Annotated in this window: 14 protein-coding genes; 4 read left to right on the forward strand and 10 right to left on the reverse strand. The window is 37.9% G+C overall.

The annotated features are described in order from the left end of the window. Positions 1-19: 19 nt before the first annotated feature. Together J7W16_RS00580 and J7W16_RS00585 are read right to left on the reverse strand one after the other, a co-directional pair. A complete protein-coding gene (locus tag J7W16_RS00580; RefSeq protein ID WP_210594990.1) occupies positions 20-1,717 on the reverse strand; it encodes a sensor domain-containing protein in 1,698 nt (565 codons plus the stop codon). 79 nt (positions 1,718-1,796) lie between these two features. Continuing rightward, on the reverse strand, positions 1,797-2,615 hold the full coding sequence (locus tag J7W16_RS00585; RefSeq protein ID WP_210594991.1) for an HAD family hydrolase: 819 nt from the start codon (positions 2,613-2,615) through the stop codon (positions 1,797-1,799). 235 nt (positions 2,616-2,850) lie between these two features. On the opposite strand from J7W16_RS00585, the gene J7W16_RS00590 reads away from it, so the two are divergent. From J7W16_RS00590 to phnE (J7W16_RS00605), 4 genes are all read left to right on the forward strand, one after another. After that, on the forward strand, positions 2,851-3,813 hold the full coding sequence (locus tag J7W16_RS00590) for a phosphate/phosphite/phosphonate ABC transporter substrate-binding protein (RefSeq protein ID WP_210594992.1): 963 nt from the start codon (positions 2,851-2,853) through the stop codon (positions 3,811-3,813). Positions 3,814-3,904: 91 nt separating this feature from the next. Further along, positions 3,905-4,681 carry a phosphonate ABC transporter ATP-binding protein gene (gene phnC, locus J7W16_RS00595; protein WP_210594993.1) on the forward strand — a complete coding sequence of 259 codons (777 nt, stop codon included), beginning with the start codon at positions 3,905-3,907 and terminating at the stop codon, positions 4,679-4,681. Then, a complete protein-coding gene (phnE, locus tag J7W16_RS00600) occupies positions 4,678-5,493 on the forward strand; it encodes a phosphonate ABC transporter, permease protein PhnE (RefSeq protein WP_210594994.1) in 816 nt (271 codons plus the stop codon). The genes phnC and phnE (J7W16_RS00600) overlap by 4 nt, the downstream gene beginning before the upstream one ends. Continuing rightward, positions 5,493-6,290: a phosphonate ABC transporter, permease protein PhnE gene (gene phnE / locus J7W16_RS00605; RefSeq protein ID WP_210594995.1), complete on the forward strand. Its 798-nt coding sequence runs from the start codon at positions 5,493-5,495 to the stop codon at positions 6,288-6,290. The genes phnE (J7W16_RS00600) and phnE (J7W16_RS00605) overlap by 1 nt, the downstream gene beginning before the upstream one ends. A gap of 48 nt (positions 6,291-6,338) precedes the next feature. Here phnE (J7W16_RS00605) and J7W16_RS00610 read toward each other — a convergent pair whose 3' ends face one another. From J7W16_RS00610 to pstC, 8 genes are all read right to left on the reverse strand, one after another. Then, positions 6,339-9,710: a UvrD-helicase domain-containing protein gene (locus J7W16_RS00610; RefSeq protein ID WP_210594996.1), complete on the reverse strand. Its 3,372-nt coding sequence runs from the start codon at positions 9,708-9,710 to the stop codon at positions 6,339-6,341. A 19-nt stretch (positions 9,711-9,729) separates the two neighbouring features. Further along, positions 9,730-12,615 carry a PD-(D/E)XK nuclease family protein gene (locus J7W16_RS00615; protein WP_210594997.1) on the reverse strand — a complete coding sequence of 962 codons (2,886 nt, stop codon included), beginning with the start codon at positions 12,613-12,615 and terminating at the stop codon, positions 9,730-9,732. Continuing rightward, complete coding sequence (locus J7W16_RS00620; protein ID WP_210594998.1) at positions 12,612-13,073, reverse strand: GNAT family N-acetyltransferase; 462 nt, start codon at positions 13,071-13,073, stop codon at positions 12,612-12,614. Before J7W16_RS00620 ends, J7W16_RS00615 begins: the two co-directional genes overlap by 4 nt. A gap of 88 nt (positions 13,074-13,161) precedes the next feature. Then, entirely contained in the window at positions 13,162-13,536 is a 375-nt protein-coding gene (locus J7W16_RS00625) for a DUF1516 family protein (RefSeq protein ID WP_210594999.1), read from the reverse strand. A 205-nt stretch (positions 13,537-13,741) separates the two neighbouring features. Further along, a complete protein-coding gene (gene phoU / locus J7W16_RS00630; RefSeq protein WP_210595000.1) occupies positions 13,742-14,395 on the reverse strand; it encodes a phosphate signaling complex protein PhoU in 654 nt (217 codons plus the stop codon). 18 nt (positions 14,396-14,413) lie between these two features. After that, entirely contained in the window at positions 14,414-15,178 is a 765-nt protein-coding gene (gene pstB, locus J7W16_RS00635) for a phosphate ABC transporter ATP-binding protein PstB (RefSeq protein WP_419095803.1), read from the reverse strand. 88 nt (positions 15,179-15,266) lie between these two features. Then, complete coding sequence (gene pstA, locus J7W16_RS00640) at positions 15,267-16,151, reverse strand: phosphate ABC transporter permease PstA (protein ID WP_210595002.1); 885 nt, start codon at positions 16,149-16,151, stop codon at positions 15,267-15,269. Between the two features lie 2 nt (positions 16,152-16,153). Further along, positions 16,154-17,098: a phosphate ABC transporter permease subunit PstC gene (gene pstC / locus J7W16_RS00645; RefSeq protein ID WP_210595003.1), complete on the reverse strand. Its 945-nt coding sequence runs from the start codon at positions 17,096-17,098 to the stop codon at positions 16,154-16,156. Positions 17,099-17,195: the final 97 nt, after the last annotated feature.

Consider the following 17,195-nt stretch of genomic DNA (forward strand, 5'->3'; position numbering starts at 1 on the left):
TAGTAATTCTGAAATAGTTTTATTGAATATTAATTTGTTTAAGGAATTGCTCATATTCTGTACTTATTAATGGTTTAGAATAAAGAAAGCCTTGTACCTTATCACAGCCTTGATTTTCAAGGTAGGTACGCTGTTCGTCAGTCTCTACACCTTCAGCAATAACGGTTAGATCCATAACATGAGCAAGCCTAATGATGAGGGAAATAATTCCTTCACTATTTTGCCTATTTCCAATATTTTTCACAAAAGATTGGTCAATTTTGAGCTCATGAACAGGAAATTGACTTATGTATTGAAGAGAACTATAACCAGTGCCAAAGTCATCTAGGCTAATTTTAACTCCTATGGAAATCAGTTGTTTAAGAACTTCAAGAGTACGCGTAACATTAATAGAAACACTTTCAGTTACCTCTATTTTCAATAAAGAAGGATGAAGCTGTGTTTCTTCAAGAATTGAAGAAATGACTTCTACAATATTATGTTGCAGAAATTGACGTAACGATAAATTAACAGAAATTGGGGTTGTCGGCAGACCTTTTTCGATCCACTGCTTTTTTTGAATACAAGCTTCACGCAAGACCCATTCCCCAATATCAACAATTAAGCCTGTTTCTTCTGCAATCATAATGAATTTGTCCGGTGGAATCGTGCCATTGTCTGGATGATGCCATCTGACAAGTACCTCTTCCCCGCAAATTTGATTTGTTATTAGCGATAACTGTGGTTGAAAAGCAAGAGAAAATTCACCATTTTTAATTGCTCGACGCAAATCATTTTCAACTTGGAAATGCTCATGAAAATAATGAATCATATTACTTTTGTAATATTCAACCGCATTGCTCCCTCTACCCTTGGCTCTATCTAATGCTAGGTTAGCCGTTTTGACGAGGGTTTCTGCATTATTCGCATGTGATGGAAAAAGGGAGATACCAATACAACCAGTAATCATAAATTCATAACCATCAATTAGAAAAGGGGATTTAATTTTGGAGAGGCATTTCTCAGCCATTGAGCTCACCTGGCTGTCGCTAGACACATTCGTCATTCCAACTATGAATTCATTGCCTCCAACTCTAGCAACAAGATCGTGTCCATTTATTAAAGAGACTAGACGTCTGCTAATCTCTTTTAGAGTTTGATCACCAACCGTACGACCGAGCGAATCATTGGCTTGCTTGAACCGATCTAAGTCAATAAATAATATGGCGCCTCTTTCATCGTTCTCTTTTGACAATAGGATCATTCGCTCTAACCACCGCATGAAAAAACGGCGATTAGGTAATCCTGTTAATTCATCTATATCTGACATGTTAATGAGATTTGTCTGACTATTCGCGGCCAGCTCTCGAACGATACCCATCACTCCATTAGCCTTTTGGTCCACTTCAATTGGAGCAAGCGTAAATTGGACGATCAGCTTACTATGCTGTAGCTGCGACTTAATCTCGACTTCAAACGTGAGAGAATGACCTTTTAATGCTTCTGCCATATACCACTTAACTCGATCATGGTCCTTAGGATAAAAAAGCTCTAGAAGCTCCATTTCTCGTAATTGTTCTTCAGAGTATCCAGTTATTTTTACTGCCGAAGGGTTGACTCGCAGGCATTGACCAGACCCCTCGAAAACAAAAATAGCATCGGAATGATAACGAAAGAGTGAACGATATTCTTGTTCACTCTTTCGAAGTTTATTTTTTTCAATTTCTGATTGATCCATTGCTTCCTTCACATCCTTAGTTCATCATTCCTAATCACTAGTCAAAACTTGAAACAAAGATGCGTTTAAGCGTTATATGTTAGTTGATAAACATAGCAGTAACAGAAGGAATGACTTCTAGATTTTTATGCTCCACCGTAAAGGAATGAGGAGTAATATACTTCGCTTGCATTCCTAGTAAAAGGGCTGGAGCAATTTCATTTATAAAATTATCACCAACTGATAGAGCTTGTTCTGGTTTAATTTCATACAGTTTAAGTAGTTCTTCAAAAATCGGTGTCGTTCGAGAAGGTTTTTTAGCCGATGTAATAATATGATCAAATACACCGTCTAATGCTAATTCCTTTAAAAGACGACCAACATCCTCACTATCGCTATTGGTCATTAGCACAATGTTTTTCTCTTTCTTTAATTCAATTAAGTTCTCTCGTAATCCTTCTAGTTTCTCTAATGTAAATTGATCTGTTACCATATATTCCTTTGTAGCCAAGTAGCTTGGATAACAATCCTCTACACCAAAATGCTTGGCCGTTACAAACGGAAGCCACCATCCATCTCCAATTGCAATCATCTCTTCAAAATCAAATTGAAGCACATCTGAATAATATTCTGCTACTTCGTCTTGTGAGAGCAAGTTCCCATCCCAGTCACTTGCAGCTGAAACCATTATAGTCATTGGATCAATTGTTAAAACTAAATCTCTTTTTGAATCATAAGCCTTCCCGATTGTAACCGGGTGATTTCCCGTTTTCATACGTTCATAGTCACTAGTGAACTTTTCCTTCAGACTAGAGTCGACATGCTGTTTAAGTTGCTCAGCATAGTAGTCAAAATGATCTGTTCCTTCATATAATGTTCCATCTAAATCAAAAATAACAAGCTCTATCTCATTGCTCATTTCCATTCTCCTTCCAATTATACAAGCCTAATTTCTATATATTAACATAAAAAAAAACATTCTACATGAAAAGAAAGATGTCGGAAAATATATCAAACGTGTTGAATTGTAAAGAAGATTAATGTAATTTTAATATATTGTGAAGGTTGTCAGATGTCTGTTGATTTAGGATCAACAATAATGCATAATCACAATGTACGACAAAATACTACATAACAAAGAGGGGTTGAACGGTTTGAAAAAGTTTTTATCATTGCTTTTAGTTCTTGTTCTTGCTTTTGCACTAGCAGCTTGTGGTGCTGAAGATGAAGAAACACCTGCTACTGAAACACCTGCTGAGGAAGATACAGAAGCACCAGCTGAAGATGAAGCCGCTGGAGAGTCGGTTGATAAGCTTATTATGGGGTTTGTACCATCACAGGATTCAGATACAATTGCTGATACTGTCGAACCACTAGCTAATCGTCTTGGTGAAGAGTTAGGTCTTGAAGTTGAAGGCCGTGTAATGACTGATTATAATGCTCTAATTGAAGCAATGGGTGCTAACGAAGTTCAAGTCGGCTTTATTCCAGCATTTGGTTATGTCCTAGCAAACGAACAATACGATGCTGAAGTTATTCTAAAATCAGTACGTCATGGTAGTGGGACATACAAAGCTCAATACATTGTAAGTGCAGACTCTGGAATTGAATCTTTAGAAGACCTAGAAGGCAAGGTTTGGGCTTTTGCTGATGCAACATCAACTTCTGGTTTCTTATTCCCAGCATCAGAGTTAATGGATCAATTTGATATTGCTTCTCCTGAAGCACTTCAAAACGAATTCTTTGCACAAGGTATGCAAGTAGGTGGCCATGATACGGCTGCTGTCGCTGTCTATGAAGGAGATGCAGATGTTGCAACAACTTTCGATGATGTGCGTACTCAATTAGTAGAAGAATATCCAGACATTATGGAAAAAACAAAAGTTATAGGCACAACTAAAGATATACCAAATGATACAATCTCTGTAACTGCTGAACTTGATGACGAATTAGTTACACAAATCAAAGAGGCTTTTCTTTCGTTTAATGACGATGAAGAAATGATTAAAATTATGAACGAGGTTTATAGCTGGGATGGAATTACTGAGGCTTCAGATGACGAGTATCAAATAGTTAAAGATACGTATGCTAAGTTCAAGGATTCTATCTCATTCTAAAACAACAATTGATCAACTTTATAAGTTTGTAACTTAAAGGGGAGTCATAGCTCCCCTTTTTTGTTCGACACCGAATGTAGGAGGTTTTCAAGTGATTGAATTCAAAAATGTCTCCCTAGAGTATCCAAATGGAACAAAAGGGCTAAAAAATGTAAATGTGAAAATTAATGAAGGTGAATTTATTGTTATCGTTGGGTTATCTGGTGCCGGTAAGTCTACCTTTATTCGTAGTATTAATCGTCTTGTTACACCTACTGAAGGTGAACTACTAGTAGATGGACAAGATATCCTGAAATTTAAAGGGAATGATTTAAGAAAGCTTCGTACAAAAATCGGAATGATTTTCCAAAATTATAACCTTGTTAGGCGCTCAAATGTCATCAAAAACGTATTAGCTGGAAGACTTGGCTATACAGGAACGTTGCGATCAATCTTTAATTTATTTAAAAAGGAAGATCTTGCTTTAGCTTATGAAAGTCTAAAGCGTGTCAATATTGAAGAAAAGCTGTATAACAGAGCAGACGAGCTAAGTGGTGGTCAACAACAACGTGTTAGTATTGCCCGTGTTCTGACACAACAGCCTAAATATATACTTGCTGATGAGCCGGTAGCATCTCTTGATCCCCCTACTTCTCATCAAGTTATGAAATACCTAAAGAAAATTAATCAAGAAGATAACATTACAACAATTGTCAATCTTCATTTTATCGATATGGCTATGGAGTATGCAGACCGAATTATCGGGATGAGAGCAGGAGAAGTTGTGTTTGACGGACCTGTCTCAGAAGTATCAGAACAAACATTTGAAGAAATTTATGGCCGCACGATACGTGAAGATGATTTACGTAGTAAGGGGGATGCAGAGTGACAAATGGTAAGAAATTAGCCACTCAAGCCCCAGCAATCCTACCAGCAAAAACGAAAGCAAAACTGACAGCTATTTTTGCTATTGTTTTAGGGTTTTTCTTGCTTAGTACGATTAAAACCGATGCAACGATTGGAGAACTAGCTGAAGGTATTCCAAATATGGCACAAGTATTTGTGAAATTTTTTCCACCAAATTTTGAGATAATAGGCCCTATTCTTAATCCAACAGGACCATTAGCAGAAACGCTGCAGATGGCAATCATTGCAACGACTATTTCGACAATCATATGTATTCCGTTAAGCTTATTAGCCGCTCAAAATGTGACACGTAACAAAGTATTATATACCACTGTTCGAACTTTCTTAAACATTTTAAGAACGATCCCTGATCTTGTTTTAGCTGTAATTTTTGTCGGATTGTTCGGTATCGGTGTGTTTCCGGGTATTATCGCATTAGTTATCTTTTCACTAGGTATTCTTGCTAAGCTGATTAGTGAAACGATTGAATCAGTCGATATGGATCAAATGGAGGCAATGAGTGCTTCTGGTGCAAACGTATTTCAAAAAATTTCATTTGCTCTTATTCCACAAGTGCTTCCACAATTCACTTCATTTGTGCTATATGTATTTGAAATAAATATTCGTGCCTCTGTCGTTCTTGGACTAGTTGGTGCCGGTGGTATTGGTCTCGTTCTAAGTCAACAATTGAAGTTCTACAACTATCCTAACGCAATGATGATCATTATCGTTATCTTTGCTGTTGTAGTCATCATTGAATACATTTCAACAAAGATTAGGGAGGCGATCGTCTAATGAGTCTCGTATTACCTCCAAAAGAAAAGCGTTCACCTTTTAGCATTATCAAGAAATGGATCTTTCTAGCCGTTCTCTTAGTAATTTATATTTGGACGTTTGTCAGTATTGACGTTGATTGGGTTAGGGCCTATGAAAGAATGATTAGTAACTTTCATCGTGTTATTCCTAAGCTGTTTAGTCCTGATTGGTCTTCAATAGGAAAAGTTGGAGAGGCAATGGTTGAAACACTCTATATTGCCTTTGCAGGATCACTTATGGCAGCAATTATCGCCGTTCCTTTAGGTTTTCTTGCGGCACAGAATATGGTGAAAAGCAATGTAGTTACAACAATCGGAAAATGGATTCTTAGCGGAATTCGAGCATTCCCTGATTTAATCTTAGCCATTATGTTTGTTGTTGCAGTTGGGCCAAATCCTTTTGCTGGGGTACTGGCAATTGCAATTGGTTCAACGGGGATGTTAGGTAAGCTTTATTCTGAAGTACTTGAATCAATGGATATGAAATTTATCGAAGCAATGGAAGCAAGTGGAGCCAACAAAATACAAATTTTGTTTCATGGGATTATTCCACAGATTATACCGGAATTCCTCTCATACGCTATTTTCAGATTTGAAATTGATGTTCGTGCATCAACAATCTTAGGTATTGTTGGAGCTGGTGGTATCGGTACAATGATTCAATTTGCTCAAATGAATCGAAACTGGGAGCAAATGGGGATGATCTTGTTAGTTATCATTGTTGTCGTTACGTTAATTGATTTCTTATCCGCATCCATTCGTAAAAGAATCGTTTAAAATAAAACTGAGTAGATCTTTAAGAACTACTCAGTTTTGTTTTGTCTTTTATTCCTTTGATCTGGCTGATATATAGGCCTCTTTCCCATTATTGGATTGACGCAGTTTGACTAATTGTCTAAAAGCATCTAAGATCCTCTGTTCATCCTTTTCAGTAATTGTGATCGTATGCAAAGGATGTTCTAGATCTCTCAAAACATATAGAGAAATCGAGGTAATCAGTTGTCCTGTTTCCTGCTCATAGGCCAGTTTATAGAGATAGAGCTGTGCTTTATAATGGTCAACTAACTCAGCACCAGAGTCATGAATCCGATTGGTTTTAAAATCTATGATATGTAATTGTCCATCCTTCTCAACTACCTTATCAATTTCCCCAATGATTTCTGCCCCTTCAAGCATTGTAACAAATGACCATTCATTGGCAACAGGTCTACCTAAAGCCTTTCTTTGAACGTCAGTATAGTTTTTCATTAAAAGCAACATTTCTTCCTTATAGCTAGTGAGGCTCTGAATGTCTGCTTCTTCTAATGTTTCTTCAATCGCATTTTCGATCGACAGACCCAAATCTCTTAGCTCACAAGCTCGGTGAACGAGAGTCCCAAGAATCGATGGGTCTATCTTATTTCCTTCGTTCGCTACGTTAATTATGGTCTTGCTTTTTTCTTTAATTGAATAGGGAACCCCAATGACAAATCGATAATAATAATCGACTGGGTCGTGAATAAAAGAAACGATTTCTGAAACAGTAAAAGGAATCGTGACTGGCTCTGGTTTCAATTGCTCTATTTCCTTTAATTTTGGTGCTTCTTGAATCAATGGTTCTTTCTGTTCGGTTATTTCTGAAATAAGCATCCGCTTTGAGAGATCACCTTCTTCTAGTGCCTGCTCTGTCATCTGAAGCCACGTATTCGCAGAAGTAGATTCCTCACCTATCATATATAAATAATCACGCGCTCTTGTCATTGCTACATAGAATAAACGTTTTGATTCTTCGCGGGCTTCTGCATCTGAAACATCCTTCACTAGAGCAAAGCCAGGAGACTCGTAAACCGTTTCCTTTTGATCTAACTCCAACTCGTCCTGTTTTAACTGGAGAACTAGTCCATATGTAGGATGAAAACGAACACTCCCCTGATCAGCACGTGTTTGACGCTCAATCTGAGGCAAGAACACAATAGGAAATTCTAAACCTTTTGATGCATGCACAGTCATAATTTGAACAACATCACCATTCACTCTTTCAACCTCTGAGTCACCTTCTTTTTCACTTAGAACAATTCGTTCCTCTAATTCAGCAACAATTGTTTCCAAGTCTGTTTCGTGACTAGCTGTAATCAACTCGATTAATTTTTCGACATTCTTTACTTTTTGTAAGCCATTTGATTGCAACAGTAAAGAAGCTCTCAGTCCTGTTTCGATAAACAATTCATATAATTTATGCTCAATTGATTGGTGAAGGACAAAAGGTGTCCAGCGATTTAGCCATGACTGAATAAGCACGCAGGCTTCCTTGATTTGATTAGGTAACTCTATACTGTTCTCATGCTCATAAACCAGTTCAAATAGCGACTGATTTTCCTGAATAGATTCCTTCAGTGTATAAAAATCATCAAGTGTTAACCCACACAAGGGACTTCTGAGCACAGCTAATAAATAAAGTTCTTCGAATGGCCGGTTTAACCAACGGAGCAACGTGATAAAATCAATGATTTCTTGACGACCATAAAAACCTATCCCTCCACTAATCACGTATGGAATATTCTTTTTTAGGAGGGAACGCTCCAGTAACAATAGATTGGTTCGCGTTGGGATTAGCACCACCATATCTCCCCATTTAGGTGATCTCCAATCTCCATTGAAAACGGAGGGTGATTTCTCTGTCATCATTTCGAGCATCCGGTTTGTCAGAATATCGTATTGGGTTTCTTCTCGCTCTTCATCTTTTGGCAAAACGAGTAATTCCACTCTTTGTTCGTTATCCGTTTGACCACTACGAGCGGGATCTAACGGTGCATAGACCGTTTCATAGGATTCCTTTCGCTCGCTGGCCATAATCTTCTCAAACAAATCATTAACTGCATGAATCACTGGAGCTGTTGTTCTATAGTTTGTATTCATATGAATAACCTCTGCATCAGAAAGACGTGTGGCTAGTTCCTCACGCTCGTTCATTAAACGGACATTCGCCCCTCTGAAGCGATAGATGGATTGTTTTTGATCACCAACAATAAATTGATAAGCAGGTTCCATTCTCTCTAGCATTTCTAATTGTAAGCGGTTTGTGTCTTGAAATTCATCAACCATGATATGACGAAACTGTTGTTGACAGGCATTTTTAATGACTGGATCTGCAAGAAGTGTAACTGCTTTTTGCTGCAGATCTGTAAAGTCTAGCAAACCAGCTTTCTTCTTCTCTAATGAATACCGGCTATAGAATTCTTTTAACAAGATAATAAAGCTTTCAGTATACGTCTGCACTTCACTATCAATAACAGGGGTCCCACCGATCTGTTTCCATTTTTCTTTTAACGGCTTCCAGTACTCCTCAAATAATTCAAATAATGCAGGGGCTTTTTCCTGCCATGCCTTGCTCGTCTTTGAGGGCATTACATCATGTAGTAGCTCCATGTACGTTGCAGTATCATCTTGTAGCTCCAGGTTTTGAAATGCCGCAGAAATTCGTTCAAGATGTTTTTTTTGAGCAGCAGTTACTTCACTTAAAGGTGGGAAATTGTGTATACATCGCAAAGCCTCTTTGTGGAAGTTGGCTGTTGCTTTACGTTGTTCCTCTCTTTTACCTTCACATTGCTTCTCAAGCATCCTCTTTGCCTCAAGTGATGTGATGGCATCCTCTCCTACAACAAACTCTCTTACATCATCATGAACTTGTTCAATTGTTTCAATTAACTGATTTTTACTCATCATCTGTAGAAAGGAAACTGCATGTAAATTAAATGCTCTCTCCTCAAGAATGGCATTGATCAATTCTTTCTTCTTTGATTTGGCTTCTACTTGATCAATAATTCTTGTTCTTGGAGGCAAGTCGGCTTTCAGAGCGTGTTGTGATAGCAATCGTTGACAGAAGCTATGAAAGGTTGAAATGAGTGCCCGTTCCATTGATTCTTTTTGCTGGATCCAATAGAAACGTTCTTGTTCACTACCCGCTTCTTCCACCTTCTCAATAATTCGCTTACGGATCCGATCCTTCATCTCACGAGCTGCCTTTTCAGTAAACGTTATGGCAACCATTTCCTCAACTGTTGCACCAGCTGGATGTTCCTTATCTACAAAATGTAGCTCACATAAATGAATAAAACGTTCAGTTAAAACTCTTGTTTTTCCGGAACCAGCACCTGCAGAAACTAGGATAAGCTTCTTGTCACTTGTAATGGCTTGTTGCTGTGGCTGATTAAAATCCACGTTCATTCCCCCCTTCCCTTTATAAATTTCTTTGCTCAGCGGTTGCTCGACAGATTGAGTGATACTGACAGAAATTAGAGCATTCTTCAGGAGCAACATGATAAGCAGATTGCAACCCTTGCCAAAGCTCTTTGATTCGTTCAACAAGCTCATATTTTTCAAGAAACTCATTTGTTCCTAGCTCATCTTCTTGATTGCGGCACCGAGATGATACTTGGTACTTAGAGTCTTTCCCTACATGCTCCGAACGCCATATTCCATTACCCGCTCTTTTCGCTGGCTCTTTTTTTAATGAGATATATGAAGCACCATCTGCAATCATTGTTTGATTCTCCAATCGCTCTAACTCCTCACGAATAGCATAAGCATATAGAGGCAATTGTAGCTTTAATCCAGACTTAACCTCTTCCATCTTGATTTGAGCAAATCCCGTTTTATAATCGTAAATAACAAAACGATTCCCTTGTCGATCAACACGATCAACCTTCCCAACTAAAATTAACGATTCTTCGTCCGAGATTTCCAGTTCTAATCGTACAGGTTTTTCAAAGGCCATAATCTCCATAGTTGCGAGTTCTTCATTGTCCCAAAAATGCTTCTTCTCTGCTTGCCACCACTGCTCAAGTCTCCTTTGCCATTGTTGTTTCATTAACAGCAAATCAAATTTAGAAATTTCCGGGCTCTGACTTTCGACATAGTCCCACTTTTGTTCAAACATTGCTAATAGCCTAGAAGGAACCTGTTCAAGCACCGACTTCTCTACTGATCCAAACGGTCGGCCAATTAAGTTAAATTCATGATAGAGTTCTTCAATAAGTGAGTGGATTACTTGACCAATTTCAAGCGGAGACACTGACTCCTGCTCTTGATTCGGTTCATTAACTTCTAATGCTCGTTCCATTGCGTAACGAAACGGACAACGTGCATAGCTTTCTAGCTCGGTTACTGAAACAACCTGCTTCCGTTGCTTTTCTTGATGGGCTACCGACAAATGCTCCTCCGCTCCCTCTATTCGCCGTTGACGGTCTTTTATGACCTGTAGCGATTGAGGTATGCCTTCTGATTGAAAACCCTCTCCAAGGAAATACGCTAGCTTCTCCAAATGATTTTGTTCACTAAAGCTAAATCCGTTTGAGAGACGCTTTTTCCAAGACCACTCCTCTTCAACTAGATCCAACTCGGTTAAAATGGGCGAAGGTAAATACGGATGGTTCGTGTCAACACCCTTAACATAGGTAAAGAGAATAACTTCCGACACATAGAACAATTGCTCAAAATGTGCGAGCTGTTTCTCTTGAAAATGTAGTTGAGTCGGTGCACTAAAACGAACTGGTAGCTGGACTAAATCTCTCTCTTGAACGTACCCACTCAAATGATGAGGGGCAGGAAAGGCACCCTCATTCATTCCAACGACAAAAAGTTTCTTTCCTTTAAATAAGCTGATATCACGAAAGCTATGAATCGAGACACCTTTCTTCACTGCTCTTTTACTGAAAAGCGTTAATGAATCACCTTGCTCTCGTAGCCATTCAATAAACAAATCTGGAGTAATAAGCAGATGTTCAAGTCTTTTTTCAACAAGCAACGCTTGATAGGACTCGATCCGCTCTCTAATCAGTTCAAAAGCTTTGTATTCATCTACCATTCCTTTAAGAGTCGAAGCCGGTTGATCGTTACTGAATTGTTTTTCCCAATAAGCAAGTAAAGGTAACTCATTCATTATTTTCGCTAATCTTGATAAATACTCGACAAAGGAAGCCTGCTTCGGTAAACGCAGCTCAGTAATCATTCTAAATAGCGACTCATGCTCTTGATCAAGCCACTCTCGACTTTGTAGGAATAATTGCTTTTGTTTCGCAAATGTTAGTCCACTAATATGATATAGCTTGAGAATTTGCTCAACTAAGGGCAACTGTTCCCATTTTGTTTTTGACCGATCATTACCTTTAATGATTGAGAGTAAAAACGAGTATATCGCAGTCGAAGCCACCGGTCGTTTTTGAGCTATATTTACTGGAATGTGATACATCGTCGTATAACGTTCAAGCTCAGCTAATGCGGTGCGTTCATCTACTAATAAAATCCCAATCTCCTCGTAAGCTTCCTGACTTAAATGAATCTCTTCCATAATCCCTTTCCACTGTTCCTCCATTGTCGTTGCTGAGATTAATTTCAGCTCAGAAGCCTGCAAATGGGTATGAGGGGTACCTAGTTGCTCAACAAAGCCAATCTCCTTTAGTTCACTAACGGTGCGAGCAGTAATATCGAATCGTTCATGATGCGGTAGAAAGATTTCTATCTTGACATTCGCCTTCTTCAAAGCCTCAATGAGAAGAGCTTGCAAGGGACTGAAATCAAAAAAACCATCTACCATAATGATAGAAAGATTACTATCATTTGAGTGATTAGTTAAATGATTAATTGCTGCTAAAATTCTGTTCTCAGGATCTAACAATCGCCTTTCGTCTACTACCTTTTCTTCATATTGACTAAATAAAGAAGATAGAGAATGTAAAGATACCGGTAGGTCCTCAATCGATAAGCCAAGTCGTTTAATTTGTCCATAAGTGTCAGCATAGCCATTCGCCTTAGCTATATCAATCTCGTCATTAGCAAGAGCCTTGTGTGCCTCTCTAATAAACTGTTGAAAGAACAGAGAACGCTCTTGTTCCGAAATAGAAAGATAATTCAATTCTGCTTTATCTAAAATATAAGTTGCCAGATCATCGAAGGTACTAATGAGCAGACCCGGTTGTTTTTGGCGGGCTTGTTTTAGCCAAGAGAAAGAGGGCAATAAATAAAAAGCTGGTTTATTCTCTTCTTTTTGAATCTCATAAGCCCTTTGAAGTCTGCTTGAGTTTGCCACATCACGCAAATGAGTTGCGTAAACCACTTGCTTGCTCAATTGACATCTTCCTCCCCTTTTAAACGGATCATATCAATATGCAAAATACCGTCTAAATCATAAGGATCTGAAACCTTATTGAATCCAAATGATTCATAGAACTGTTCTAAATAGCACTGTGCGTGGATCAATATCGTATCAATGTTTAATCGTTTCTCAGCAAAACTAATGGCTTCTTTCATTAGGAGTTGACCATACCCCTTTTTCCGAGCTCCTTGATGCACAATGACACGTCCAATCGAAGCATGATCCCCTACTACTCCCGCTGGGAAGACACGGCTGTAAGCAACGAGCTTGTCCCCCTCATATCCGAGCAAATGGTACGCAGCCTGATCCTTCCCGTCCAACTCATGATAGGGACAGTCCTGTTCAACGACGAAGACATCAACCCTAAGCTTCAACACCTCATATAATTCATTCGTAGATAAGTCATCAAATGTTTTTATTAGCCAATCCATCGTATCCCTCTCTCTTACCTTTTGGGTCTAGTTTACCATGATAAACAAGAAAAAGAGAGCTATACGGTTAACCCGATAGCTCCCATTTTTAGAAGGTTATAACACCAAAACCAATAAGGACAACGACAATTAACGTGATTGCAAATAAAATCCAATAAGTCATGGCTTGCTGCCCAAGTGTTCCTTTTTTCGTACGAACGAGGATCATTTCCATAGCATAGATAAGAACTAGGGCAATGATACCTTTGACTACATACACAGGCGTAAAACTATACCCAATCAACGTACCAATACCAGAAACAATCATAATGACATAAAATAAGCGTAGGATCATATGTACAATTTTCGACGCCTTGTTCTTGCCAGCCTTAAGTAAAAAATAACTAATGACAAAAAGCAAAATCGTAATCGCCCACGAACCAGTGTGAGACTGATAAAAAATATTCAATAATGTTTGTGACAAAAAAACAACCTCCTTAAACGTTTTTCATTGTTAAGTATAATCTAGAAAACAAGATTTAACCAAGCATAAATAAAAATTACTATAAAAGATAAGGATCATACTGAAAACCTTGGACTCGTTGTCTTAAGTATAAATAAATGTTTAAAGCCTACTATGTAGGAATCTCATAGTAGGCTTTAGGGCAATTGGTTTGCGGCTCGGTATCTTAGTTCAAATCAAAATGCTTGCCGTTCACTTCATAAACAACCCATTCAGCAATATTCGTTGCGTAATCAGCAATACGCTCAATGTAGCGACCAATAAAGGCGAGCTGAGTCACTTGATCAACTTCCATATTTAAGTCCTTATTTGAAAACAGTTCACGGATAAATTCACCATATAAATGATCGACTTTATCATCCATTGTTGCAATCTTTTGGGCCATTAGAAGATCCGTTTTTTCATATGCTTCCAAGGCTTGATTGACCATCACTTGGGCCATTCCAAACATTGTAACAATATGATCTTGATAGGTTAAATGTGCATTCGAATTCATCCTTTTCGCCTGCTTTGCCATATCAACTGCTAAATCGGCAACTCGCTCTAAATCACTTGAAATTTTTAAGGCAACAATCAATTTTCTTAGATCCGTTGCAACTGGTTGTTGTTTAGAAATAATTAACGTTACTTGATCGTGCATATGCAGTTCTAACTGGTTGATTTTGTAATCTTCAGTAATGACTTTTTCCATCATCGCGGTATTGGTTGAATTCCAAGAATCTATTACAGTAAGAAGCACACCTTCTACTTGTCTACCCATTTCTAGTATCCGCTGCTTCACTGTATTAAGTTGTGAGTCAAAACTAAGCCGAACTGTCATATCAAATCAAACTCCTTATTAACCAAAACGTCCAGTGATGTAATCCTCTGTCCGTTTGTCAGATGGATTAGAAAAAATAGTATCCGTTTCATCATATTCAACAACTTCTCCATTTAAGAAGAAGGCTGTTTTATTAGAAATACGTGCTGCTTGTTGCATATTATGAGTAACAATCGTAATTGAGTACTCTTTTCTTAGCTCTTGAATAAGCTCCTCAACTTTTAATGTTGATTTCGGATCAAGAGCTGATGTAGGTTCATCCATTAAAATAACATCAGGTTCAATTGCTAAACAGCGTGCAATGCAAAGGCGTTGTTGCTGACCACCAGATAAGCCATACGCATTTTCACTAAGACGGTCCTTAACTTCTTCCCAGATATAGGCACCACGTAAGCTCATTTCTACAATCTCATCTAGGATTTTTTTATTTTTAATCCCATGAATTCTAGGTCCGTAAGCAATATTGTCATAGATTGATTTTGGAAATGGATTTGGCTTTTGAAACACCATACCTACTCTTGTACGAAGATCTTCTACTTTAAATGATTTATCAAGAATGCTCTTACCACGATAAACGATATCTCCAGAAATACGAACAGTCGGAATTAGTTCAACCATTCGGTTTAAGGTTTTAATATATGTGGACTTCCCACATCCAGAGGGTCCTATAATCGCAGTTACTTCCTTCTCATAAATAGAAAGATTAATATTTTTAAGTGCTTGATCACCGCCATACCAAAGGTTTAATGACTTAGTATCATACACAATTCGTTGGTCTTTCATTTCATTTTCAGGTGACTTACTCTTAATACGATTATCTAATTGCTTTTCAGTTGTTGAAACGAGTCCCATAATTACTAACCCCCAAAAATTAGTATCTTCTTTGAAATTTATTTCTAATAATAATAGCGATCGAATTCATAATGAATAATACTAGAAGCAAGACAACAATTGTTGCAGCAGCTAAATTAGCATATTCAGCTACTAAAGCTGAGTCAATTGTCCAGTAATAAATCTGCATTGGTAATATAGTAAATCGATCTAAAATACCGCCAGGGAACGGAATTAACAATGCTGGAATTCCGATTACGACAAGCGGAGCAGTTTCTCCAATTGCTCTTGAAAGTGATAAAATAACTCCTGTTAAGATTCCCGGTAATGCAGCAGGTAATACGATGTTTTTAATTGTTTGCCATTTTGTTGCCCCCATACCGTATGATGCTTCACTCAAGAAACTAGGCACCGATCGTATCGCTTCTTGACTGGCCACAACAACAATTGGAAGGACTAATAGTGACATCGTTAATCCACCAGCTAAAATAACCCCACCTAAATCCATCGCTCTTACAAAAACGGTTAACCCTAAAATACCAAAAACAATCGAAGGTACACCCGCTAGATTGGCAATATTCGTTTGGATAAAGGAATGTATCTTGCCTTTTTTTGCATAAGACTCTAAGTAAATTGCTGTACCAACACCAAGAAACATCGTAACAGGTGCAACAATTAACATCAGCCATAACGTTCCAAGTATCGCTCCCATAATTCCAGCTTTGTCTGCATTCGTTGAGAGTTTACCTGTAATGAAATTTAAATCAATCCAGCCCATACTTTGTGAAACGACTCTGGCAATTAATACAACTAGAACAACTAAGCCGAAAGTAGTTGCGAGAAAGAACAAAATCTTAGCTAAGTTATTCGTCAAAATTCGTGAGTTCATCTTTTTTTGAACTTCAAGTGGATTAATATACTTCATTTTTAATACTCCTCCCTGAATTTACGAGAGATATATCGTGCAAATAAGTTCATTAGAAATGTAAAAACAAAAAGTGTCATAGCGACGGCGTACAAACTATAATATATAGTCGAACCGGCTGGAGCGTCTCCACCAGTGACTTCAACAATATAGGCAGTCATTGTCTGCATAGATTGAGTAATGTCGAATGTAAAGTTCTTAGAGCTTCCACTTGCAATGGTTACGATCATTGTTTCACCAATTGCACGAGAAATACCGAGTACAAATGATGCAATAATTCCAGATAATGCTGCAGGAATAATTACACGACCTGTGACTTCTAATTTCGTTGCTCCAAGTGCTAAGGCTCCTTCTCTCATTGAGTTAGGAACTGAACTCATCGCATCTTCAGATAAAGATGCTACCATTGGTATAATCATGATACCCATAACAATACCAGGACTAAGAATATTTGTTGCTTCCAAACCAGGAATGAAAGACCTTAGAATTGGAGTAACAAATGTAAAAGCGAAAAAACCATAAACAATTGTCGGTATTCCAGCAAGTACTTCAAGTAGGGGCTTCAACACTCTTCTTGCCTTGTCAGAAGCATACTCACTCAGAAATACCGCTGTCATTAAACCAATTGGAACGGCTACAATCATCGCAATAAATGATGAAAGAATCGTACCTGTTAAGAGTGGTAGTACCCCAAATAACGGCTCTTGACTTAATGGCTTTAATTCTGTTCCAGTAAAGAAGTCTAAAAATGGTACTCGTCTAAAGAATTCAATCGTTTCACTTAAAAGTGTAAATAGTATACCTAGTGTTGTTAGAATTGAAATTGATGCAATTAGTAATAATAATTTCGGTATTAGCTTTTCTATAATGGATCTAATGTTCCTAGAATTCTTTTTGTTCTGTATCATCCCTTGTACATCAACGGTCTTACTTATCTTTGCATCCATTTTTAGGATTTCCCCTTTCATCCCTATAAACCTATTTAAAGCAAAGCAAATGAAATAATAAAGCATAGGAGGAGATGAGAAGTAGCGAGCTACTCCC

It is taken from the genome of Halalkalibacter suaedae, from assembly GCF_017939705.1.
GTDB lineage: Bacteria > Bacillota > Bacilli > Bacillales > Bacillaceae_D > Halalkalibacter > Halalkalibacter suaedae.